This is a genomic window from Lysobacter stagni (assembly GCF_030053425.1).
GTDB lineage: Bacteria > Pseudomonadota > Gammaproteobacteria > Xanthomonadales > Xanthomonadaceae > Lysobacter_J > Lysobacter_J stagni.
Map to the genome: position 1 here is coordinate 1093720 of NZ_JASGBI010000001.1, position 23681 is coordinate 1117400.

Genomic DNA, 23681 nt, shown 5'->3' on the forward strand with positions numbered 1-23681 from the left:
CATGGCGGGATTCGTGTCGGTCACCGATGTCAGGGCAGGGATGCATGACGACCTCGAATCGGATGGTGGCCGGGTTGGGTGGAGGCAGAGATGTTCTACGTGACGGTAGTGGTCGGTGCGCTCGTGCTGTTCTGGGCGGGCGTCATGGGGTCGTTCCTGTGGTTTGGGCCACGGCGATGGCGCGCGGAGGAGCAGTGGTTGAGGAGCCGGCGCGCGGCCTTCGTTCCCGAGCCGAACCCGGACTCGGTAGATGAAGCGCCTCAAAGAGAGATGCCAATCCATCGGCGGCCCTTTCACGAGGCGCTGTGGGAGGACGAACCCAGCCTGGCGCCTTCACCGCGGGTGCGCGCCCTGGTTCGCGAGGTGGCCGCACGTCAGCAGTGGTTGACGGACGAAGCAGGTTTGCATGAGGAGAACGGCGAAATGAAATGGAAGCATGCGGTTGCAACAGCCGCATTGACTGCCGGTGTGGTGAGTGGCTGCCAGACGAAGCAGCCGGAAATCCAGCGCAACCCGCATCCGCAGGAGCGCTACGAAATCACGATGACGATCCGGGATGCGCCGGGTCCGTTCCGCGATATCGGCGGGTCGGTGCAGTACGACGTCGAGAACTGGGTGGACTGCATGCCCGAGAAGTGGACCTTCGAAAGAGGGCATTACCACGATCAACCCGACGAGTTCCTGCCGCTGACCTATACGAGGATCGCCGAGAACGTGTACCGCACGCAGATCACCGTCGATGCGCTGCAGGATGAGGACTACCACGGATTGGGTGTGTGCGAGTGGAAGATGACGGTCGTCACCTCGCGTCTGTACGGCATGAGCGTTCGATTCACGCCGCGGCTTCATCTTGAGGACCTGCGAGCGCAGCAGCCTAAGAAGGTCTATTTCTCTAAACGCACCTACCTGTCCACCAAGCTGGACGACTTTCCCAACTCAGGGAAGAGTTCCCCTTCCGGCTTTGGCGCGGAAGTGCAGGATGAGCTGTTCACTATCACGTTGACACCGCGGAGAATCTGGCCATGAGTCTGGGCACATTGGATCGCGCCTATCTGTCCAAGGATGCGTACAACGACCGCAGCCGCGAAGCATCCGCCACAAATGCCAAGGACAAGGAGGTCATGATTGGAGGGCGCGCCTACGAGGTTTTCGCCTATGTGAGCAAGCCTTCCGGCTATCAGGCCACGGCGTATCGCGAGCTTCCCGACGGCGAGGTGGTGATCGCCAACCGCGGCACCGAGTTCAATCTGCTCAGTCCGCAGTTCATGCACGACGTGGTGCGAGCCGATGGCGGCATGGTGGCGAAGGCCGCGAATGTGCAGGCGCAAGACGCTATCGCGTTTGCAGGTCAGGTAGTGGCCAAGGTCAAGGGGAATGCCGAATCAGAGGGCTATCCGACTCCCCTCATCACCGCCGTCGGCCACTCCCTCGGAGGCACGGACGCACAGATCCAGGCGCATCACCTCGGCATCCGTGCCGAGACCTTCAACGCCTACGGTGCGGCCGAACTGGCGATCATGCAGGGGCCGCCCAAGCCGGGTGCACACGCCGTCAACCACATGGACGCAGCCGACTTCGTCAGCGCGGCGGCCCGTCAGTACGGCGAAGTGCGCGTGTACGCCACCGAAGCCGATCTCGCCCATCTGCGCCGCCAGGACTACGGCATGGCGCCGTATCGGCCCGAGGTGCCGGCCCTGTCATCGCCCACCACCGATATCGCCCGCTGGTTCACCCAGCCCGATCCCGTGGGAGCCGCGCTCAGCGGTCACGGAATCGCCGCGCACGGCATCGCGACGATGGCACCGGATCGTCTTGGCGGAGCATCCGTGCTCTCCCAGGAGAACCGGCACCGGTACGAGGAGAACCGCACGCTGGTCGACGCCTATCGCAACGACATCCGCGAGTTACGACAGGGAATATCGGCGCACGCCAACCAATGGCCGCGTGCTGCCGACGCAGCGGGCTGGAGCGCTCAGCAGGCGGCCGGTGCCATGGAGGCCACCGGCCACGTCCTTTCAGCCATGCAGGCCGTGCGTGAGGCACCCATCCGCGTTGGTCTGGCCGCAACTGAGCGCGTGCAGGAGTTGGCTCGCGATGCGCGGGACTTGATCCCGCCACCCAGGTCTTCTTCCGGGCTGCTCTTCACGCCCGCCGATCATGCGCGCCCGCTCGACACCGAGACCATCCAGGACTCCACGCGCCACTTCCTGCGCGATGCGCCGCACTCACCCAAGGCGCCGCGCGAGCCGTTGACCTATCTCGATCCCGCACATCCGATCCATCCGCTGTACTCCGAACTCCGGAACAAGCTGCCCGCCGACGTGAGCAACGAGAAGGTCGCCGAGCTGACGCTGGCGGCGCGCGAGGGCGGCGTGCGGCCGGGACAGGTGGAGTCGGTCCATGTCCATGACGGAAAGGCCTGGGTGCTGGGCACGGGGTTGTTCGACGGGGTGATCGACCTGCGGACTCCCGCGCCGCCGATCGCTGAGACGATGCAGAAGTCCGAAGCGTTCGAGCAACGACATCAGGCTCAGGTGGAGCAGTGGCGCATGCAGGAACAGCAACGGAACTCGCACTCGCATGGCAGATCGATGTGAGGAATATCGATCCCATGACGGTGCTTCCGGCCGCCGCGTGAGGACGCACCGCGAAGGGCAGGGATCCCATGCTCCGGCACGGCCTATTCGGACCGTGTGGTGCGCCGGGCGTCCGCCTTCGCCTTGGCCGCCGGGCGCTCCAAACTCCCTACCCCAGCTCCACCCACGCCGGCGCGTGATCGCTGGGCCGGTCCCACGTGCGCGGTTCGCGATCGATGCCCGAGGCCACGCAGTGCGGGCGCAACGCGTCGGAGACCAGCGTCAGGTCGATGCGCAGGCCCAGGTTGCGGCGGAAACCGGCCTGCCGGTAATCCCACCAGCTGAACTGCGTCTCCTCGGGGTTGAGCGCGCGCCAGGCGTCGTGCAGTCCCAGCGAGCAGAGCCGCTGCAGCGCATCGCGCTCGGCGCGCGAGGTGAGGATGTGCGTGTCGTTCCACACCGCAGGGTCGTGCACGTCGCGATCGTCCGGCGCGATGTTGAAATCGCCCAGCACGATCATGCGCGGATGCGCGGCCAGTTCCTGCGCGAGCCAGTCGTGCACCGCTTCCAGCCAGCGCAGCTTGTAGGCGTACTTGTCGGTGCCGACGTCCTGTCCGTTGACCACGTACAGGTTGACGATGCGCAGATCGCCCACCGTCGCGGCGATCACCCGCTTCTGCTCGTCCTCGAAGCCGGGCACGCCCACCTGCACGTCGCGGGCGCTCTCACGCGAGAGCACGGCCACGCCGTTGTAGGTCTTCTGCCCGGCGAACACGCTGCGGTAGCCGGCGGCGATCAGCGGATCGTCCGGGAACTTGGCGTCCTCCAGCTTGGTTTCCTGCAGCGCGACGATGTCCGGCGCGGACTGCGCGAGCCACTGTTCCAGGTGCGGCAGGCGCACGTTGAGCGAATTGACGTTCCAGCTGGCGATCTTCATGGCGCGAAGTGTAGCGGGTGAGGCTGGCCGCTCACGCGGCACTGCCGCGTGGCCTGCCGAACGCCCGGCCATGGATGGCCGGGCCGGGCGATCCGAAGTCCGCTACGTCCCGCCATGGACGGCCCCGGCAGCGGCATCGAAATCGATGCTCACACGGCACTGCTGCGCAAGGAGAGTCGGAGGGGGCAGCGGCACTGGCATACTCGACGCATCGTCCGACACACGCCTGATGCCATGCACTGGACCGACCTTCGCAGCGACACCGTCACCCAGCCCACGGCCGCCATGCGCGAGACGATGGTGCGCGCGCCGGTCGGCGATGACGTGTACGGCGAGGATCCCTCGGTCAACGCACTGCAGGCGCGCCTGGCCAGCGACCTGGGCTTCGAGGCGGGGTTGTTCGTGCCGAGCGGCACGCAGTCCAACCTGATCGGCCTGATGGCGCACTGCCAGCGTGGCGACGAGTACATCGTCGGCATGGACGCGCACACCTACAAGTACGAAGGCGGTGGCGCCGCGGTGCTCGGTTCGATCCAGCCCCAGCCGATCGTGCATGCACCGGACGGAACGTTGCCGCTGGACGCGGTGGAGCGCGCGATCAAGCCGATCGATCCGCATTTCGCGCGCACGCGCCTGCTGTGCCTGGAGAATACCTGGCACGGTCGCGCGCTGCCGCTGGACTACCTCGCCCAGGCGCGCGAGCTCTGCGACCGTCGTGGCCTGTCGCTGCACCTGGACGGTGCGCGCATGTTCAATGCGGCGGTCGCGCTGCGCGTGGCGCCGCGCGAGATCACGCAGCACTTCGACAGCGTGTCGGTGTGTCTGTCCAAGGGGCTGGGCGCGCCGGTCGGTTCCGTGCTGTTGGGCACGCGCGCGCTGATCGAGACCGCAACGCGGTGGCGCAAGGTGGTCGGCGGCGGTATGCGCCAGGCGGGCATGCTGGCGGCGGCCGCGTCGTATGCGCTCGACCATCATGTCGCGCGGCTGGCCGACGACCATGCCCGCGCCGCGCGCATCGCCGAAGGGCTGCAGGGTGCCGAGGGCGTGCACGTGGTCGCGCAGCACACCAACATGGTCTTCATCGAAGTGCCTCTCGAACGCCACGACGCCCTGCGCCGCGCCATGGACGCCGCGCACGTGCGCCTGTCCATCGGCTACACGCAGGCGATCCGCCTGGTCACCCACCTGGACATCGATGACGAAGGGGCGGCGCGGGTGGTGCGGGCGCTGCGATCCTTTGCCGCCGGCGGCGAATCCGCCCCAACCTGATCCGGATCAAGGGCGTGGCCACGTCGCCGCGCGATAACAACAGCCCCGACCCAGGAGCGCCGCCATGTTCAGCAAGGTCCGCCGTTACGCCCCCGGCCTGCGCCGCCTGCACTGGCTGATGGCGCTGCTCATACTCGCCGTCTACCTCGCGGTGGAGCAGCGCGGTCTGTTCGCACGCGGCACGCCGGCCCGCGCCGCGATGATGCAGACGCACTTCTGGCTGGGACTGTCGGTGCTGGCGCTGGTGGTGTGGCGCATCGTGCTGCGCGTGCGGCATGGCGTGCCCGCGATCCACCCGCCGCTGCCGCTCTGGCAGGCCCTGCCGGCCGGGCTGCTGCACCTGGCGCTGTATGCGTTCCTGATCGCCATGCCGGTGCTGGGCCTGCTGACGGCATGGACTGACGGCAAGACGCTGTACGTGCCGTTCTCGCAGATCGCCGTACCGGCGCTGCTATCGCCCGATCCCGCGCTCGCCGAACGCCTGGAAGACCTGCACGGCGCCATCGGCGAGTTCTTCTACTGGGTCATCGGTCTGCACGTACTGGCCGCGCTGTACCACCACTATGTGCGCGGCGACGACACGCTGCGGCGCATGGTGTGATCCGCGGTGACGGCGGGCGAGGCGATGCGCCCCGCCCTCCATGGCACGACGAAAACCTACTTCGCCAGCAACCGCACCATCCGGTCCACGAATCCACGGTACGGCGGCTTGAGCAGGTCGCTGCCGGCCATGCGGCGCTGGCGGAACACGGGCAGCAGCTTTGAGAACGTGTCGAAGCCGGTGCGTCCGTGGATGGCGCCGATGCCGCTGGGGCCGATGCCGCCGAAGGGCAGGTCGTGTGCGCCGAAATGCAGCAGGGTGTCGTTGACCGTGACGCCGCCGGCGAGCGTGCCCTGGAGGATCTTCTCGACGCTGCGGTTGTCGTCGCTGAAGGGATACAGCGCCAGCGGCCGGTCCATCGAGCGGATGCGCGAGACGGCTTCGTCCAGCGAGCGATACGACACCACCGGCAGGATGGGGCCGAAGATCTCGTGGCGCATCACCTCCGCATCGGCCGGCGGATCCAGCACCAGCGTCGGCGGGAAGATACGGTCCTGCACCATGCGCGTGTGCGCCGCTGCGTCGGCTTCGCCGGTAAGCGGTTCGATCACGGTGATGCCGCGCCGGCGGGCGTCGTCGACGTAACCGCGCAGTCGCGCGTACTGGCCGTCGTTGATGATGCGGGTGTAGTCGTGCGGCGCGCTGAAGTCGCCGTAGCGCGACGTCAGCTCGGCCCGCAGGGCCTCGACGAACGCGTCGCGTCGCGCTTCGTCGACCAGAACGTAGTCCACGCCGATGCAGGTCTGCCCGGCGTTGAACCACTTGCCGGTCGCGATGCGCGCGGCAGCCTTGCGCAGGTCGAAATCCGGACACACCACGGCCGGTGCCTTGCCGCCCAGTTCCAGCGTCACCGGAGTCAGGTTCGGCGCGGCGGCCGCCATCACCTTCCGGCCCACGGCGGTGGAGCCGGTGAACAACAGATGGTCGAACGGCAACGCCGCGAATGCCGCGCCCACTTCGGGTCCGCCCAGTGCGACGGCGACGCGGTCGGCTGGAAACACTTCCGACAGGAGTTCACGCAGCCACAGGGCGGTACGCGGTGTGTGTTCGGACGGCTTGAGGTAGACGTGGTTGCCGGCCGCGATGGCCGACACCACCGGCACCAGTGCCAGGTTCACGGGGTAGTTCCACGGCGACAGAATGCCCACCACGCCCACCGGCTCCGGCCGGATCTGTGCGCGTGCCGGCCAGAAGCGCCAGCCCACCGCGGCACGGCGCGGACGCATCCAGCGGCGCAGGTGCGAGATCGCATGGTCCATTTCGGCCAACACGATCATTGCTTCCGAAAGCAGGTTCTCGTGCTGGCTGCGGTGGCCGAAGTCGGCGCGGATCGCCTCGTCCATCGAGCCGATGCGTGCGCGGAACGCGGTGCGCAGGCGCTCCAGGTCGGCGCGGCGCTGGTCGTAACCGGGCTTGCGCGCGAGCCATGCGGTGCGCAGCTGGTCGCGCGTGGTGGCCAGTTCGTCCAGCGGGGTGTCGGCGGTGATGTCCATACGCCGGAGTGTAGACCTCGCACGTCGCGGCAGGAGGGGCGAAAGCGGCGCGCGCCGGGGGGCGTCGCGGACGACCCGGCCGGTCCGCCCGAGCCCCGCGCGGTAGAATCGACGCATGACGATGCGCCCCTACCTCGACGCCTTCCCGACCCACGGCGAACGCGTCTACATCGACCCCGCGGCGGTGGTCATCGGCGACGTGACCCTTGGCGACGACGTGTCGATCTGGCCCGGCTGCGTGATCCGCGGCGACGTCAACCACATCCACATCGGCGCGCGTACCAACGTGCAGGACGGCACGATCATCCACGTCACCCACGAGGGCCCGTTCACCCGGCCGGGCGGCCTGCCCACCGTGGTCGGCAACGACGTGACCATCGGCCACGGGGTGATCCTGCATGCGTGCACGCTCGACGACTTCTGCCTGATCGGCATGGGCGCGCGGGTGCTCGACGGCGTGCGCGTGCACCGCCACGGTTTCGTCGGCGCCGGCGCGGTGATCCCGCCCGGCAAGGAAGTGGGCGAGGCCGAGCTGTGGCTGGGCAATCCGGCACGCTTCGTGCGACGCCTGGACGAGCGGGAGATCGAACAGTTGCACTACAGTGCGCAGCACTATGTACGATTGAAGGACCGCTACCTCGGCATGGCCGGGTAGACGCGGCAGGCCGCGACAGGGGGTCGTGACGCCGCGCCACTGGGAGATGGGGAACATGGAAGCCTCCGCACACCGCAATCCGTATGCGGCGCCAACGGCGGCCGACACGATGGTCGTGAACGCCTGATGCTCGACACCTATCGGGAAGTCGTCACACCGGAAGGCGTGTCACTGCACCTCTCGGCAGCCGGTCCGGTGCCGCGCGCGCTGGCCTGGATCATCGACTTCCTCATCCGCGCCGTGGTGCTGCTGGGCATGCTCATGGTGCTGGGTTTGCTCGGCCCCAGCGGTGCCGGCTACTTCGCCGTCGTCATGTTCCTCGTCTACTGGTTCTACCCGGTGCTGTTCGAGGCGATGTGGGACGGCCGCACGCCCGGCAAGCGCGCATTGGGCCTGCGCGTGATCGCCGGCAACGGCGCGCCGGTGGGCTGGATGGCCGTGTTCGCACGCAACCTGCTGCGCGTGGTCGACATGTTGCCGATGGGTTACGCGGCCGGGCTGGCGTGCGGGTTGGCCGATCCCTGGGGCCGTCGCCTGGGGGATCTGGTGGCCGGCACCGTGGTCGTGCACGACACGCGACCGCGCGAACCCACCGCAGCGCCGATGCATCACGTGCTCGCGCCATCGATGGCGCTGCGCCCGCACGAGCAGGTCGCGCTGGTCGCTTTCGCCGAACGCGCCCCGCGCCTGACCGAAGCGCGCCAGGCCGAACTGGCCGACCTGGCCGAGCCGCTCACCGGTGCACGCGGCATGCTGTCGGTGGCACGCCTGTACGGCATCGCCAACTGGCTGCTGGGGCGCCGATGAGGCAGGAAGATTTCGTCCGTCGCCACCAGGACGAGTGGCTCGCCTTCGAGGCCTGGCTCGACGGTCGCGCCGGCCGCGCGCGCGAAGCACGCCGCGCGCGTCGAACGTGGCGCGGCCTCCCCGACGCCGACATGCCGATGCAGTACCGCCGCCTGTGCCAGCAGCTCGCACTGGCGCGCCGTCGCGGCTACAGCCCGATGGTGACCGGACGCCTGCAGGACCTGATGCAGCGCGGCCACGGCGAGCTGTATCGCACGCCCTCGCCGCGCTGGCGCCGGGCCGCGGAATTCCTGATCGCCGGGTTCCCGCGGCTGGTGCGCGCCGAGCGCGGCTGCATGCTCGCTGCGTTCGTGCTGTTCTGGGTGCCGGCCGTGGCCATCTTCATCGCGATCGTGCGCCAGCCGGAGCTGTCCAGCTCGCTGTTCGACCAGAGCATGCTGGCCAGCTTCGAGTCGATGTACGACCCGGACAGCCCCATACGCAAGCTGGGACGCGAGAGCGATTCGGACATCGCGGCCTTCGGCGGCTACATCTGGAACAACATCTCGATCGGCTTCAAGACCTTCGCCAGCGGTCTGCTGGCGGGCATCGGCTCGGTGCTGGTGCTGGTGTTCAACGGCATCATGATCGGCGGCGTGGCCGGTCATCTGCAGGCAGTCGGTCATGGCGACCCGTTCTGGCGTTTCGTCGCCGGCCATTCCGCGCCGGAACTCACCGCCGTGGTCATCGCCGGCGGCGCGGGCCTGCGCCTGGGATTGTCGCTGGTCGCGCCTGGGCGGCAGCGTCGCATCGACTCGCTGGTCGAAGGCGGTCGTCGCGGTGCGCTGCTGTGCATGGGCGTGCTGGCGATGCTGGTCTTCGCCGCATTCGTCGAAGCGTTCTGGTCGTCCATCGGCTGGATGCCGGCGTGGATCAAGTACAGCGTGGGCGGCGCGCTGTGGTGCCTCATCGGTGCGTGGCTGCTGCTGGGCGGACGCAACCGCGTGCATGAGGACGCGGCGCCATGAAGATCGAGGCGCTGACCGTCGCACTGCGTCCGCGCACCGCCTGGGAGGCGGTGGAGCTGGGCATGGCGCTCACGCGCCGCCACGCTGGCGCGATCTGGAAACCCTGGCTGGCGCTGACGCTGCCGGTGTTCGTGCTGGCCAACCTGCTGGCGTGGTCGCTGGACCGGGCGTGGCTGGGCGCACTGCTGATGTGGTGGCTCAAGCCCGCTTTCGATCGCATCGCGCTGTTCGTCCTCTCGCGTGCCGTGTTCGGCGACGTGCCCACGCCCGCGCAGACACTGAAGGCGCAGTGGACGTGGGGACGCCGTTGGCTGCTGCCGTACCTCAGCTGGCGCCGCCTTGGTCTGGTCCGCTCGCTGTACCTGCCCATCGACCTGCTCGAAGACGCGCGCGGCAGCGAAGCGCGCGCGCGTCGCCAGGCACTGGGCGCCCCCGTCTACGGCGTCGCGTCCCTGCTGACGGTGGTCTGCCTGCACTTCGTCCTGGCATTGTCGTTGGGCATGGTCGCGCTGGTGATGCTGTTCGTGCCGAACGAGTACGCGTCGGGGACGGTGGCGAAGCTGTGGGTGCTGCTGGCGAATCCGCCGATGTGGATGGCGCTGGCGAGCAACGCCGTGGTCTGGCTGGCGACGAGCATCATCGAGCCGTTCTTCGTCGGTGCCGGCTTTGGCCTGTACCTAAACCGCCGCACCGAGATCGAAGCCTGGGACATCGAGCTGACCCTGCGACGCCTGCGGGCCCGCCTGCTGGCCGGCGCCGCGCCGCTGGCCTTGCTGCTGGCGGTGGCTGGACTGTTTGCTCCATTGGTTTCGCAGGCGCAGGCGCAGGAGGCGGGGAGCTGGCAGGGGCCGACGGCGCCAGCCAACGAATCGCAGCCGGCCTCCGAGGATGAAGGGAAGGCGACGCCCGACGCGCAGGCGCGGAAAGAGGCCGAACAGGCACGCCAGGCGATCGCCAAGACCCGGCCGGCGGTGACGCTGGAGCAGGTCTTCCGCGCTCCCCTCGCCGACGATCGCTCGCTGCGCGATGCGACCAAGCGCGCCTTCGCCGATCCGACCGTGTCGCCCAAGCGTCAGGTCTCGTCGTGGAAGGCACGCAAGCCCGCCGAGAAGAAGAAAGAAGAACGTCGCCAGGACAACGCGTTCCTGGTCGGCATGGGCGCCTTCCTGGCCGTAGCGGCCGAGTACGGCCTGTGGATCATCGCCGGCATGTTGCTGTTGGCGCTGGTGTTGACCCTGCCGCGCTGGATCGGCTGGTTCCGTCGTGGCGCGCGCGAGGAGCGCGAACAGGACACGTTGAAGCGCGAGGCCGTGGAGGCCCCGGCTGCGCTGCCCGACGACCTGCCGTCCGCCATCGGCCGCCTGTGGCGCGAGGGCCGGCAACGCGAGGCGCTGGCCTTGATGTACCGCGCCAGCGTCGAAACCATGACCGCGCGTGCGCAGGTCGTACTGGTGCCTGGTGCGACGGAGGCCGAAGTCCTGCGCGTCTCGCGCCGCCTCCCGCTCGCCGCGGAACGCGACGTGTTCACGCGCGTCGTGCACGCCTGGCAATACGCCGCGTACGCGCAACGGTTTCCCGATTCGGACGGGTTTGAAACGTTGTTGCGTCAGGTCGTCGAATGCTTCGCGTGGTCCACGACCCGCGTGGCCGAAGGGGAACGCGCATGAGCGTTCTGCGCCGCCCGCCGCTGTCGGCGATCCTCGCGATCGCGTTCGTCGTGGCCGTGGCCGCCGCCATCGCCTGGTGGAACTACAGCTTCGTGCGCGTCGAGAAGTCGGTCGAGGTGCCGCGCACGGGCGAGGCACGCAGCAATCCGCTGTACGTGCTCAAGCTGGCCCTGCGCCTGGACGGCGTGAATGCCGTGGCGCGACCACGCCTGCAGCGTGATCGCGTATCCCTTGGGCCGCGCGATACCGTGCTGATCTACAGCGACCCACAGACGCTGATGACGGCGGACGTCGATGCGCTGCTGGCCTGGGTCGAACAGGGTGGCCATTTGCTGGTGCGTACGCCGCCGGGCGGGAACCGGGCCGACCACGGCCATTCGTCCCTGCTGTCGCGCTTTGACATCGTTCCCACGGCGCCCGGCTGCGCGGGCCTGCGGGTGCGCGGCGAAGACCCGCACGTCGAGTTCTGCGAGGGCAGCCACTTCCGCCTGTCACCGGCCTCGCCCACGCCGCTGCTGCAGTGGCGCGACGAACGCGACACGCTGGCCTTCGCCCGTCTGCGCCATGGTCGCGGTTTGGTCGATGTTCTCGCCGATTTCGACTTCCTCGAGAACGATGCGATGAAGGACGGCCCACACGTTGCGCTGGCCCGGCAACTGCTGGCCCCCAACTACCGCGCCGGCGCCGTGCACCTGATCTACGACGCGCAGGTGCCGTCGTTCTGGTGGACGCTGCTGACCCGAAGCTGGATGGCGTGGGCGCCGTTGATGCTCGCGCTGCTGGCGTGGCTGTGGCGGCGCTCGCAGCGCTTCGGGCCACAGTTGCCCGCGCCCGCTTCGGAGCGCCGCTCGCTGATGGAGCACATCGTCGCCAGCGGCGAGCACGTCTACCGCTACGGCTACGCACACCTGCTGCACCAGGCCGCGCTCGACGCCTTCCTCGCACGCCTGCGCCGGCGCGATCCGGAAGCCGCGGCACTGCGCGGCGAACCGCAGGTCGCGCTGCTCGCACAGCGACTGGCGATGCCGCCGGCCGAAATCCGCGACGCCTTGTCCACGCCCATCGCCCGCGACCGCGCGGCGTTCCGCCAGCGCGTGGCGACGCTCGTCCGCATGCGCAACTCACTCTGACCCGAACAACCGAGAGCCACCTCATGAACGCTGACACCGCCACTCCCCTGGTTCCGCTCGCCGGGCAAGCGCTGGCCGCGCGCGCCGCTGCCGTGCGCGAAGAAGTCGGGAAGGCCTTCATCGGTCAGGAAGCCGTGCTGGACCAGATCCTGATCGCGTTGCTCGCCGGCGGCCATGTGCTGATCGAAGGCGTGCCCGGTCTGGGAAAGACGCTGCTGGTGCGCGCGCTGGCGCGTGCGCTGGACTGCAGCTTCTCCCGCGTGCAGTTCACGCCCGACCTGATGCCCGGCGACATCAGCGGCCACGCGGTGTGGAACCCGAAGACGGAGACGTTCAACATCCGTCGCGGCCCGGTGTTCACGAACCTGCTGCTGGCCGACGAGATCAACCGCGCGCCGGCCAAGACGCAGTCGGCACTGCTGGAAGCGATGCAGGAACTGCAGGTCACCATCGAAGGCCACAGTTTCCAGCTCCCGCCGCCGTTCCTCACCTTGGCCACGCAGAACCCGGTGGAGCAGGAAGGCACCTATCCATTGCCGGAGGCGCAGCTCGACCGCTTCCTGCTGAAGGTGCTCATCGGCTATCCCTCGCGTGCCGACGAGAAGCGCATGGTCGCCGCCGTGAGCCAGGGCCGTGCGGCATCGGACTTCGATCTGTCACAGGTGGCGCGCGTGCTGGGACCGCAGGACATCGTCGCGATGCAGGCCGGCACCGCACTCACCCAGGTGGACGAGGCGGTGATCGACTACGTCGTGCGCATCGTCGCCGCCACGCGCGACTGGGCCGGCATCGCATTGGGCGCGGGACCGCGCGGCAGCCTGGCACTGGTGCGCGCCGCGCGCGCGCAGGCGGTGCTGTCCGGTCGCGATTTCGTCACGCCCGATGATGTGCGCGAGATCGCCAAGCCCGCGCTGCGCCACCGCATCGCGCTTGCGCCCGAACTGCAGATCGAAGGCCAGTCACCGGACGACGTGCTGCACGCACTGCTGTCGAAGGTCGAAGCGCCGCGCAAGTAACCATCGCGAAGTACCAAAGGAGAGGTCATGAGCGAGTCCTGGAATCCCTACGAAGTCGCCCCGTCCTCGCGCGCCACGCAATCGCGGCCGGAACGCGAACACGATCCCATCGCCGATCTGGATGTGTCCGAGACGTGGAAGCGCCGCTTCCGCCTGATCGAGAAGGCCGGCGGCGTGCAGATGACCCACTTCCGCGACCTTTCCTTCGGCGAGCGCATGTCGATCAACTTCAACGTGCTCGCGTTCTTCTTCGGCCCCTTCTATTACCTGATCAAGGGCATGTGGCGGCCTGCGGTGGCGTACCTGCTGATCGTCTTCGCCATCGTCGTGGTGCTTGAACTGGCCGGACTGGGTCGCCTTGCGCGGTCCGTGGGCTATGGCATGGCCGCGGTCTATTCGCTGCGTGCCAACATCACGTACTACCGCCAGCGGGTCCTTGAGGAATACCCGTGGCTGTAAGCATTCCCCGTCCCGCGCCGCCCGCGCTCGCCTTGCTGGCGTTATGGGCGGCGCTCGGGCTGGCGGTCGTGTTCGAAGCGGTCGACATGATCGCGTGGTACGCGGCGGGCGCGGGTCTGCTTGCATTGCTGGTGGCCGATGCGGTGCTCGCATTGCGCAGACCGACGCCCCGCATCACGCGTCGCATGCCCGACACCTGGCCGGTCGGCATCGAGCGACCCGTCACGCTGAACCTGGAGACGGACAGTCGCCAGCGCGTGGACGTATTCGACCTGCACCCCGGTGGCTGGAGCATGCACGGTCTGCCACGACGGCTGTCGCTGCGTGGTGGCGAGGCGACCTCGTTGGACTACCACCTGCGCGCCAACGCACGCGGCGACTTCCGCTTCGATGGCGTGCAGCTGCGCATGCACTCGCCGTTGCGCCTGTGGTGGCACTCACGCGTTGCCGGAACCGGGCAGGACGTGCGCGTGTTCCCCAACTTCGCGCCGCTGGCGCGGTTCACCATGTTCAGCGCGGAACAGGCCTCGCGCCTGGTCGGCGCGCACCTGCGCAGGCGGCGCGGTGAAGGAACGGATTTCCACCAGATGCGCGAATACCGCATCGGCGACAGCCTGCGCCAGGTGGACTGGAAGGCCACCGCGCGCGCACGGCGCCTGATTTCGCGCGAATACCAGGACGAGCGCAACCAGCAACTGGTGATGCTGCTCGACACCGGCCGCCGTCTGCTCGCACGCGACGGCGAGCTGGCGCACTTCGACCACGTGCTCGATGCGGCGCTGGTCGTGGCCTACCTCGCGCTGCGCCAGGGAGACGCGGTCGGCATGCTGGCCAGTGGCGGCGCCAGCGCGTGGGTGCCGCCGCGACGCGGCGTGGGCGCCATCGACGAACTGATGCGTGCGACGTACGCGCTGCAGCCGCAACCGGTCGCCACGGATTTCCTCGCCGCGGCGACGGAACTGTCGGTGCGCCAGCGGCGCCGTTCGCTGGTGATGCTGGTGACCAACCTGCGCGACGAAGACATGGACGACGTGCTGGCTGCCGTCAGGATGCTGCGCAAGCGGCACCTGGTGTGCGTGGCCAGTCTGCGTGAAGGCGCACTCGATCAAGCGTTGTCGGACCCGGTCGACGACTTGCCCGGTGCCATCCGCGCCGGTGCCACCGCGCAGTACATCGCCCAGCGCAACGCCGCGCATGAAGCGCTGCGCAACCACGGTGTGATGGTGCTGGACGTGGCCTGCGATCAGCTGGCGGCGTCGCTGGTGGAGAAGTACCTGGCGGTGAAGCGCGACGGCTTGTTGTAGCTGAAGCGGCGGGCGCGAAGCGCCGCATTCCGGCAAACCGTTCGCGCAGCAGGCGCAAAGCGTCAACGCACGAAGTCACGGAAGGCGCAGTCAGAAAGATGAACCTCACGCGCGTCTGAACGATCCCGCCGTGAATCTTCGGACGCGCCCACAAATCCGGAAGTTGCTGGCCTCGGATTCATCACTGGCACGATGGTGTGAGCTAGCGTACGCCTCAGTCACGAAGATGATCGTGACGTGATGATGCGAAGGGCGACGGGGAGGCCGGAAGTCCTTCGCTTCATCTACGCGGGCCTCGTGCCAGCGACCAATCCTTCCATCCGGAAACGAACGTGAACAAGATCCGCGCCGAACACGCGGCCGCCATGCCGCGCCGCCAACTCATCCAGAAGAGCCTCATCCTCGCGGCGCCGGCCGTGCTCGGGTTCGGTGGAATCGGCAAGGTCTTCGCCGCCGCGGGCGCGACGACCTCCGCGACCTACACCCCGATCGCCCGCGCGCGCGGAGCCGACATCGTCAGCGTGCGCGACCATGGCGCAGCCGGAAACGGCAGCAACGACGACACCGCCGCCTTCCAGGCCGCCATCGATGCGCTGCCCGCCACCGGCGGCACCGTGACCGTCCCGGCAGGCGACTACGTGCTGGACCCCACCGTCAACGTGCGCCTGCGCAGCAAGATGCATCTGCAGCTGGCCGAAGGGGCGCGCCTGCTGGCCAAGCGCAACAGCGCCGAGCGCGCCTATGTGCTGATGGTCTTCAAGGTGTCCGACGTGGAGATATCCGGTGGCCAGATCATCGGCGACCGCGATACGCACCTGGGAACGACGGGTGAGTGGGGCCACGGCATCATGATCCGCGGCGCCTCGCGCGTCACGGTGCGCGACATGCACATCTCCAACTGCTGGGGCGATGGTGTCTCGATCGGCGGCGCCATGGTCACCGGTGCGCCGACCATCCCGAGCACCGATGTGGTGATCGCCAACATCGTCTCCACCAACAACCGTCGCCAGGGGCTGACCATCGGCTGCTCGACCAACGTCAAGGTCTACGACAGCGAGTTCAGCTACTCCAACGGCATCGCGCCGCAGTGCGGCATCGACATCGAGCCGGACTCCAACGACTCGCGCACCACCGATACCGTGCACATCCAGAACTGCCTGCTCCGCTACAACAAGGGCAACGGCATCCTGTCGTACAAGCGAGTGAAGGGCGTGACGGTGAAGAACTGCACGCTCGAGTACAACGGCGGCTACGGCCTGCTCACGGTGGGTGCGAACAGCGGCTACATCGCGCAGAACCGTTTCCAGCACAACTACCTGTACGGCGTGATGTTCAGCGCCGCCACGCTGTCCTACCAGGCCAGCGGCAACGTGTTCAAGAACAACCACACCCGCCTGCACGGCGTGAATACCGCCACCACGCCGTACGTGACCATGACCGGCCTGGTGGCTGGCAACAACGGCAACGGTGCGCACATCGCCGCATCCACCGACAGCACCGACATCCGCGTCACGGCCAACCAGTACGCGAAGTAGCGCGAGTGTGGAGGACGGCCGGATGCCAGGGAGCTCCGGCTGTCGATCTCCCGTCTCGGGCACGGCCGATGCCAGCTGCTAGTTTCCCGACGATGGCCTGCATCCCTTGAGTTGCTTGTCCGCGTACCACAGCGCACGGCGCGCGAGGTCGTAGGCGCGATCGGCGCTGCGCGGCATCAGGTGCTCGGCCTGGGTCGGATCGACGCCGTGTGCCATCGCCCGCTCGATATGCTCGAGCTCGACGATGTTCGCCTGCACGGGCGCCAGCAGGCGCTTCAACAGCAGTGGATCGCAGTCGGTATGACGTTTGAGCAGCTCGTCCGCGCTGGCGCGGATGCGCCGGCTCGCCTCGCCCTTCAGGTCCGGCGCGTGCTCGAACTTGATGGGTGCCGCCTTGTACGCATCGCCGGTGGCTTCGCTGCCGAGGTCGGAAGGGCGCTCGTGCAGTGCCGGGTTGAAGGGCACGTCCGGAGGTGGGCGGGCTCGCGCAGAATGGTCTTTACCGAAGACGAACCGGCTCAATGCAGCGAATCCCTCCAGGCGATTGCCGAGCTTCTGCAACGCGACATCTCCCAGGGTCCCGTCGCTTGCCCAGTCCTTGTCGAAGCGGGTGGGCCGATAGTCGATCGGGTTGCGTCGTTCGAAGATCCGGCTGGCGCTCGCGGGAGCGTCGCCATCGGACGCACCGGGCGGAAGCGCCTCGGGCTTCAGGGGATCGATGGCGATGTTGGCGGGCAGGCGGATGCGACCGTCCGGCGAATACACCTCGGTGCTTGTGCTCGCCGCGGTCGGTGCCGGTGCGTTGCGTGGTAGCTCCGCTTGCGCCGCCCCGATTTCCGCTTCTGGCGCAGCTCGCCTGGCCGCGACGTTCGGCATGCGCGGCACGGGTGGGCGCGCACGCGGAATGAAGAACACCTGCATCGCGTCGTCTTCCGTGTCGACCGGCACGATCGCGGTGTGGTGGAACACCGCCCAGCCCAGCAGCAGAACGATCACCGTCGTGACGACCACGGCGGCGGTATGCGCGGGCAGATCGACCGTTGCTGCGGACGCCTTCACCGCGCGAAGGGCGGATTCATGCAGGCGATCGCAATCCGCTCGCGGTCGATCGATGCGCGTGGCGTTACCGCGTTCACGCGGGCAATGGCGATGACAGGTGCCGCCGACGAACCGGGTACTGCACTGCGATCAATGCGTCACGACCTCATTACTGCGAAACCGCGGCGCCGGGCAGCGTGAGCGGGATCAGACGGTCGTGAGAGTGTGGCCCGGCCGTGTCGCGTGACATTGCCGGCGTGTGTCATCGCTGACACACGGGAAACGCTGCGAAAGGAACCGGAAGGGCAGATGGCCCGCTCTGGATCCATAGCGGGGCCTGCTCAACTTCCAATGGACTTCAGGCCTTTTCCGGGAAGGTCTCGACGGTCACTTTCTCGATCCGACCGCTGAAGGCGAACGGCATCGTGTAGGTGAAGTCGATCGGCGAGCCGGTATCCATCCCGATGTCGAGGCCTTCACCCAGCGAGAACTGGACGGGCACCGTCTTCTCCAGTCGTCCTTCCGCCAGGGTCTTGCCGTTGGCCGACACCTTGAGGCTGCCGCCCTTGCCCATGCCGCCGCCGTCGTACTTGAAGTCGACCACCAGCTGCGTCTTGCCTTTACCCAGCGCCTGGCTACTGGCAACAGTGGTGCGGTCGATCGACAGGAAGTTGTAGACGAACGTCGGCTTGCCGTCGCGCAGGTACAGGCCGTAACCGCCTTCCAGTCCGCCATGCGTGACGATCATGCCGCTGGCCTTGTCGTCGGGCAGCTCGATGTCGGCAGTGATCGTCCACGACTTGTTGAGCATGCGCATGCACGCGCCATCGGGAAGGGCGACCATGCCGGGGTAGTACACGGCGTTTGTGCGTTTGCCCACCAGCGATGGACGGCCCATCGCTTCGGAGTTCAATCGAATCGAGGCGCGCCAGTCGAGCGGCAGCACGTTGTACCGGGAGGCTTCCGCCCACCACAGGTCCTGCAGCTCACGCAGCTTGTCGGGGTGCTGGCTCGCCAGGTCGTTCGCCTGGGAGAAGTCCTCGTCGATCTTGTACAGCTCCCACACCTGCTGGTCCGGGCTCCAGTCTTCGGAGCGGTTGGGTTCCCACGGCACGAACGATGGCGCCGAGGCCATCCAGCCATCGTGGTAGAGGCCGCGATTGCAGCCCAGTTCGAAGTACTGCGTTCGTCGCCTGCTCGGCGCTTTGGCGTCCTCGAAGGTGAAGGCGAAGCTGATGCCCTCGATGGGCTTCTGTGGCACGCCGTTGAGTTCGCGCGGCGCCGTGACGCCGCAGGCCTCGTAGAGGGTCGGCACGATGTCGATCGTGTGGATGAACTGATCGCGCAGCCCGGCCTTGTCCTTGATGCGTTGCGGCCAGCTGATGATCATCGGGTTTCGCGTGCCGCCGAAGTGGCTGGCCACCTGCTTGGTCCACTGGAACGGCGTGTTCATCGCGTGCGCCCACGACGATGGGAAGTGGTTGAAGTGCTTCGGTCCGCCCAGCTCGTCGATGGCCTTCAGGTTGTCCTGCCACTTCTCGGAAATGCCGTTGAAGAACAGGTTCTCGCACAGCGAACCCTCCAGGCCGCCCTCGGCGCTGGAGCCATTGTCGCCGGCGATGTAGAGGATGATGGTGTTGTCGGCATCCGGCAGCTCCTTGACCGCATCGATGATGCGGCCCATCGCGACGTCGACCTGCGCGCCGTAGGCGGCGAACACCTCCATCATCCGGGCATACAAACGCTTCTGGTCCGCGTTGAGGTCGTCCCACGCGGGCAGCCCCTTCGATCGAACGGTGAGCTTCGTGTCCTTGGGGACCACGCCGAGCTTCTTCTGTCGTTCCAGCGTCTGTTCGCGATAGGCGTCCCAGCCCATGTCGAACTGCCCCTTGAACTTGTCGATCCAGGCCTTCGATGCGTGATGCGGTGCGTGCGTGGCGCCTGGTGCGACGTAGAGAAAGTATGGCTTGTCCGGCGCGATGCTCTTGACCTTGCGCACCCATGCGATGGCCCGATCGGCCAGGTCTTCGGTGAGGTGGTAGTCGGGATCCTCCGACGCCGGCACCAGGTCGCGGTTCTCGAACAGCAACGGACTCCAGTGATTCATGTCGCCGGCGTTGAAGCCATAGAAGTAGTCGAACCCAAGTCCGTTGGCCCAGCGGTCGAACGGCCCCGCCGCGCTGGTTTCCCACGTGGGTGTGTTGTGGTTCTTTCCAATCCACGCCGTCATGTAACCGTTCTGGCGAAGCACTTCGCCAATGGTTCCGCAACTGCGCGGCAGCACGCAGCAGTAGCCGTCGTACCCGGTGGCGACCTCGGTGATGCCGGCAAAGGACGTCGAGTGGTGGTTCCTGCCGGTGATGAGCGCCGCGCGCGTCGGGCTGCACAGCGCCGTCGTGTGGAAATGGTTGTAGCGCAGGCCTTCGGCGGCGAGCCGGTCCATCGTCGGCGACGGCACGCCACCACCGAAGGTGCTGAACTGACCGAAGCCCACGTCGTCGAGCAGTATCAGCACGATGTTGGGTGCGCCAGGCGGCGGCTGGACGGGCTGCGGAAACTGCGCGGGATCGGAATCGGCGTAAGTGCGACCCACCTGTCCGTCGAAATGGAAATCCGGTCGGGGGAGGATGTCCGGCGTGCCGACCGTCGCGTCTTCCTTCTTGCCCATCTCGCTTCTCCGACGGAATGAAGTAGCGATCTTCTGTCGGGGACTGTCTATCGAGCGTGAGAAAGGCGTGCACGATTGGCAGTGGTCAACCCCCGCGCGCCGGCATCGGCTCGCGCGGATGCATCCTTCACGCACTGTTGATGCCAGCGGGGGTGAAGTCCATCGCTCCGGATGGAAGGAGTTTGCCGTGAGCGAGCGCACCAGCACACTCAGCAAGGCCGAGCGCACTCGGGACAATCTCGAGCCCGCGGTTCCGCACGTGGAGCAGGCCAACGCAGCGAAAGCGAAGCTCGATGCGCTCATCGAAGCGAAGGGGCAGCGACCGAACATCGTCTGGTTCCTGATCGACGACATGGGCTACGGCGACCCCGGTGCATTCGGTGGTGGCGAGGCCATCGGTGCGGCCACGCCGAATATGGACCGGCTGGCACGCGAAGGCCTGAAGCTGACGTCGACCTACTCGCAGCCCACGTGCACGCCCACGCGCTCGGCGATCCTTACCGGTCGTCTTCCGGTGCGGACCGGACTCACTCGACCGATCCTGGCCGGCGATCGCGTCGGAAAGAATCCGTGGGAGGACGAGATCAGCCTGGCCGCACTGCTGAGCGATTCCGGTTACACCACCGTGCTCAGCGGCAAATGGCATGTGGGCGAGGCCGAAGGCATGCGCCCCCACGACGTGGGCTTCGATGAGTTCTACGGCTTCTATCCGGCTCAGAAGGAGCTGTCGCAGGCGTTCGACAAGCGGCGTTACCCGGATCTGCTGCTGAACCCGGAACGATTGGCGGCCCTGCGCGCCGAGGGCGGGAGCGAGGCACTCATCCACGGATGGAAAGGCGGAAGGACCGAGGAGGCCAGCAGGATCACGTGCCTGGACGACGTCGCCGACGGCGATCGGAAGTTGAAGGAGTTCTCGATCGGCAAGATCAGGGAGCTTGCGGCATCGGGAAAGCCATTCTTCCTGGAACACGCCTTCATGAAGGTGCACGCCGACAACTTCCCGTCCAAGGCCTTCGAGGGGGCCAGTTCGAGCAAGTTCCCCTACAAGGACAGCGTCGTGGAAGTCGATACCTACATCGGTGAGATCGTCGATGCGTTGGATCAGGCCGGGGTGTTGGAGAACACGTTCATCTTCATCACGTCGGACAACGGTCCCCAACGCGACAGCTGGCCGGACGCGGGATACAGCCCATTCCGCGGCGCGAAGTCGTCCGCGTGGGAAGGCGGCGTCCGCGTTCCCGGTATCGCCTACTGGAAAGGCATGATCTCGCCGGGTCGCGAGAGCGATGGGCTGTTCGATCTGATGGACCTGTTCAACACCTGCCTGGCCTTGGCCGGTGCGGAGGACAAAGTGCCACAGGACCGGTACATCGATGGCATTAGCCAGGTCTCGTTCCTGCTGTGCGACGGCGGCGAGTCGTGCCGGGAAAAGGTGTTCATCTGGGCCGAGAAGGACCTCATGGCCATGCGCATGTACGAATACAAGATCCACATCAAGGTCATGACCACCCACGCGCAGTGGCTGGATATCGACATGACGACGGTGGCATCGGTCGGCATCGCACCGTGGCTGTTCAACCTCTACATCGACCCGAAAGAGGAGTACCCCGTCGGCCATCGCATGAACGCGTTCATTGCGCCCATGTCGGCGGAGCTGAAGGCGCATGCGGCGACGTTCAAGAAGTTTCCGCCAAAGGACATCGGACTCTGAGCGGCTGCGTGTTCCTTCATCCACCGCTCGAACGCTTTCGCCATTGCACGTAGGGAACGACCGTTATCGTCACCACCAGCAGGTACAGCACGACGGTGGCTGCCAGGTGACGCTCGTCCGGAAAATTGCCCTTGGCGATGGCCAGGGCGATGGCGGGATGTCGCGACGCCGTGGACAGCGCCAGCACCGTCCTCTGCTCGGCGACGGGTCCGCCCAGCCAATGGCCCGACACCAGCCCGACACACGCGAACAGAAGCATCGCCCATAACGTGCCGTCTCCAATCAGCGCGACCAGCGTGGGAGCCACGCTCACGATGATCGCCAGCGCGCACACCGCCAGCAGCACCGTCGAGGCGACGAGTATCGGCTTCACCAGGCGCGCGGCGACTTCCGGCTTCCATGCGTGCACCAGCATTCCAAGCACCAGAGGCATCGCGATCATGACCAGCACCGGCTTCGCCACCGTCATGCCGGACACGTGGAACGGCCGGTCGAAATAGCGGGCCAACAGTTCGACGGCCAGCGGCACCAGAACGATGGCGAGCAACCCCACGGTAACCATCAGCCCGAGTCCGTAATCGGCAAGACCACCCGCCTTCCCCTCCTTCTTCGGCAGCAAGGGCGGAATGGGCGAGATGGCCAGCGCCACCAGCACGATCTGCGTGGGCTTGGGCAACGAGAACAAACCCTGGATGACCAGCGCCGCGGCCGGCATCACCAGGAACATCGAAAGCAGTGAGCGCAACAACAAGCTGCGATGTCGCGTCAGGTGAAGCGCATCCTGCAATGTCGCTTGCAGGCCGAAGCAGAACACGGCGCCCAGGATGCTCGCCTGTATGCCCAGCATCACCAGCGCGTGCATGCTCACCTCACCACTCAAAGGCAGGTCGTAGTCTTGGTTTGAATGCGTCTAGGCGGCGTGAGGTGCGAACGTCCGCCGGTTCATGGGCGGCGGCGTTCGTACGTCCGCGGCGCCGGGTGCTCGCGAACTTCCGAGCACCCATGCCACCGCATCCAGCACTAGCGACTGCGGCGACGCCCCTGACAGTGTGAGACTGCGGCTGATCGGCTCTGCGTGGCCGGGTCAGGGAGCACCGGCGGAGCTTGCGTTGGTCGCCGGCGCCGCTGCTGGTGGCGCCAGCATGCCCAGTTGCCTCATCAATCCAAGCGAATCGGCGCATGTCCATTCTTCGGCGATTCGCCCATCAGCCATCCGGAACAGCGTCGTGCCCGTGATCTGCACTGCGCGACCGGTGGCCGGAATGCCATTGCCAGCGCCGGTGTTGGTTCCGAGCGCCGTCCAGCGCACCGCCACCAGGTCCCGCTCGGCAACCTGCTTGTCGACCGTGACCTTCAGATCCGGAAACGCCTTGCGCCATCCCTTGGCTTCGGCCATGCCATCGGCATGGGTAAAGGTCGCCCTGCCGCCGTGACCAACGAAGTCCGCACTGTACGGAACTTCGAATCGACCCTGACTGAGACCTTCCTCGTACACCTTGCGGGTGATCGACTTGTTGAGCTCCAGGGACTCAGCGCGAACACCGTCGGACGCATTGGCCCCACACGGAATTGCGCCGGCCAGAGCGACGATGGTTGCCACTGCGGACAGCAGGATGTTGCTCGTTTTCATGGACATCTCCGAAACGCGGAAGTGCGTGTTGCGGAAGATGGACTGGCGAATGGGCGCTCGCGTCGCTTCTGTGTCCGGCGGACGCGACGGTGGGACGAGTGGGGGCTGCGCAGTGACGAGAGCGATGCCGTAACGGTTCGGATCGCCCGTCCTGCGCGAAGGTCTACCGCCCAGTCCG

General features: G+C 67.1%; 20 protein-coding genes. 14 read left to right on the top strand and 6 right to left on the bottom strand.

What is annotated here, in order from left to right; genetic code table 11:
- The first annotated feature begins 90 nt into the window (after nucleotides 1-90).
- Nucleotides 91-1026 carry a hypothetical protein gene (locus tag QLQ15_RS04870; protein WP_283211718.1) on the top strand — a complete coding sequence of 312 codons (936 nt, stop codon included), beginning with the start codon at nucleotides 91-93 and terminating at the stop codon, nucleotides 1024-1026.
- A complete protein-coding gene (locus QLQ15_RS04875) occupies nucleotides 1023-2597 on the top strand; it encodes a hypothetical protein (RefSeq protein ID WP_283211719.1) in 1575 nt (524 codons plus the stop codon). The genes QLQ15_RS04870 and QLQ15_RS04875 overlap by 4 nt, the downstream gene beginning before the upstream one ends.
- A 148-nt stretch (nucleotides 2598-2745) precedes the next feature.
- Here the strand turns inward: QLQ15_RS04875 and xth are convergent, their stop codons facing one another.
- Nucleotides 2746-3513 carry an exodeoxyribonuclease III gene (gene xth / locus QLQ15_RS04880; protein WP_283211720.1) on the bottom strand — a complete coding sequence of 256 codons (768 nt, stop codon included), beginning with the start codon at nucleotides 3511-3513 and terminating at the stop codon, nucleotides 2746-2748.
- Nucleotides 3514-3747: 234 nt separating this feature from the next.
- Between xth and ltaE the strand changes: the two genes are divergently transcribed.
- Both ltaE and QLQ15_RS04890 read left to right on the top strand, forming a co-directional pair.
- A complete protein-coding gene (gene ltaE / locus QLQ15_RS04885; protein WP_283211721.1) occupies nucleotides 3748-4782 on the top strand; it encodes a low-specificity L-threonine aldolase in 1035 nt (344 codons plus the stop codon).
- A gap of 64 nt (nucleotides 4783-4846) precedes the next feature.
- Complete coding sequence (locus tag QLQ15_RS04890) at nucleotides 4847-5383, top strand: cytochrome b (RefSeq protein ID WP_283211722.1); 537 nt, start codon at nucleotides 4847-4849, stop codon at nucleotides 5381-5383.
- A gap of 56 nt (nucleotides 5384-5439) precedes the next feature.
- Here QLQ15_RS04890 and QLQ15_RS04895 read toward each other — a convergent pair whose 3' ends face one another.
- Complete coding sequence (locus tag QLQ15_RS04895) at nucleotides 5440-6870, bottom strand: coniferyl aldehyde dehydrogenase (RefSeq protein WP_432277842.1); 1431 nt, start codon at nucleotides 6868-6870, stop codon at nucleotides 5440-5442.
- Nucleotides 6871-6991: 121 nt separating this feature from the next.
- On the opposite strand from QLQ15_RS04895, the gene QLQ15_RS04900 reads away from it, so the two are divergent.
- The 9 genes from QLQ15_RS04900 to QLQ15_RS04940 all read left to right on the top strand — a co-directional run bounded on the left by QLQ15_RS04900 (nucleotide 6992) and on the right by QLQ15_RS04940 (nucleotide 16456).
- A complete protein-coding gene (locus QLQ15_RS04900; RefSeq protein WP_283211724.1) occupies nucleotides 6992-7531 on the top strand; it encodes a gamma carbonic anhydrase family protein in 540 nt (179 codons plus the stop codon).
- 126 nt (nucleotides 7532-7657) lie between these two features.
- Nucleotides 7658-8338, top strand: a complete 681-nt coding sequence (locus QLQ15_RS04905; RefSeq protein WP_283211725.1) for an RDD family protein — start codon at nucleotides 7658-7660, stop codon at nucleotides 8336-8338.
- The gene (locus QLQ15_RS04910; protein ID WP_283211726.1) at nucleotides 8335-9345 is read left to right on the top strand and encodes a stage II sporulation protein M; all 1011 of its coding nucleotides are present in this window, start codon (nucleotides 8335-8337) and stop codon (nucleotides 9343-9345) included. The genes QLQ15_RS04905 and QLQ15_RS04910 overlap by 4 nt, the downstream gene beginning before the upstream one ends.
- Nucleotides 9342-11012, top strand: coding sequence for a DUF4129 domain-containing protein (locus QLQ15_RS04915; RefSeq protein ID WP_283211727.1), 1671 nt, complete (start codon nucleotides 9342-9344; stop codon nucleotides 11010-11012). The genes QLQ15_RS04910 and QLQ15_RS04915 overlap by 4 nt, the downstream gene beginning before the upstream one ends.
- On the top strand, nucleotides 11009-12142 hold the full coding sequence (locus QLQ15_RS04920) for a DUF4350 domain-containing protein (protein ID WP_283211728.1): 1134 nt from the start codon (nucleotides 11009-11011) through the stop codon (nucleotides 12140-12142). Before QLQ15_RS04915 ends, QLQ15_RS04920 begins: the two co-directional genes overlap by 4 nt.
- 23 nt (nucleotides 12143-12165) lie before the next feature.
- Entirely contained in the window at nucleotides 12166-13158 is a 993-nt protein-coding gene (locus QLQ15_RS04925; RefSeq protein ID WP_283211729.1) for an AAA family ATPase, read from the top strand.
- 27 nt (nucleotides 13159-13185) lie between these two features.
- The gene (locus tag QLQ15_RS04930) at nucleotides 13186-13617 is read left to right on the top strand and encodes a DUF2628 domain-containing protein (RefSeq protein WP_283211730.1); all 432 of its coding nucleotides are present in this window, start codon (nucleotides 13186-13188) and stop codon (nucleotides 13615-13617) included.
- Nucleotides 13608-14921, top strand: a complete 1314-nt coding sequence (locus tag QLQ15_RS04935) for a DUF58 domain-containing protein (protein WP_283211731.1) — start codon at nucleotides 13608-13610, stop codon at nucleotides 14919-14921. The genes QLQ15_RS04930 and QLQ15_RS04935 overlap by 10 nt, the downstream gene beginning before the upstream one ends.
- Nucleotides 14922-15253: 332 nt before the next feature.
- A complete protein-coding gene (locus QLQ15_RS04940; protein WP_283211732.1) occupies nucleotides 15254-16456 on the top strand; it encodes a right-handed parallel beta-helix repeat-containing protein in 1203 nt (400 codons plus the stop codon).
- A gap of 78 nt (nucleotides 16457-16534) precedes the next feature.
- Here QLQ15_RS04940 and QLQ15_RS04945 read toward each other — a convergent pair whose 3' ends face one another.
- Both QLQ15_RS04945 and QLQ15_RS04950 read right to left on the bottom strand, forming a co-directional pair.
- A complete protein-coding gene (locus QLQ15_RS04945) occupies nucleotides 16535-17377 on the bottom strand; it encodes a hypothetical protein (protein ID WP_283211733.1) in 843 nt (280 codons plus the stop codon).
- Nucleotides 17378-17852: 475 nt separating this feature from the next.
- The gene (locus QLQ15_RS04950) at nucleotides 17853-20162 is read right to left on the bottom strand and encodes an arylsulfatase (protein WP_283211734.1); all 2310 of its coding nucleotides are present in this window, start codon (nucleotides 20160-20162) and stop codon (nucleotides 17853-17855) included.
- 187 nt (nucleotides 20163-20349) lie between these two features.
- Between QLQ15_RS04950 and QLQ15_RS04955 the strand changes: the two genes are divergently transcribed.
- Nucleotides 20350-21873, top strand: coding sequence for an arylsulfatase (locus QLQ15_RS04955; RefSeq protein ID WP_283211735.1), 1524 nt, complete (start codon nucleotides 20350-20352; stop codon nucleotides 21871-21873).
- Between the two features lie 16 nt (nucleotides 21874-21889).
- On the opposite strand, the gene QLQ15_RS04960 is transcribed toward QLQ15_RS04955, so the two are convergent.
- Entirely contained in the window at nucleotides 21890-22735 is an 846-nt protein-coding gene (locus tag QLQ15_RS04960; protein WP_283213931.1) for a bile acid:sodium symporter family protein, read from the bottom strand.
- A gap of 222 nt (nucleotides 22736-22957) precedes the next feature.
- Nucleotides 22958-23503 (bottom strand): ester cyclase, encoded by a 546-nt coding sequence (locus QLQ15_RS04965; RefSeq protein ID WP_283211736.1) that lies wholly within the window; start codon nucleotides 23501-23503, stop codon nucleotides 22958-22960.
- Nucleotides 23504-23681: the final 178 nt, after the last annotated feature.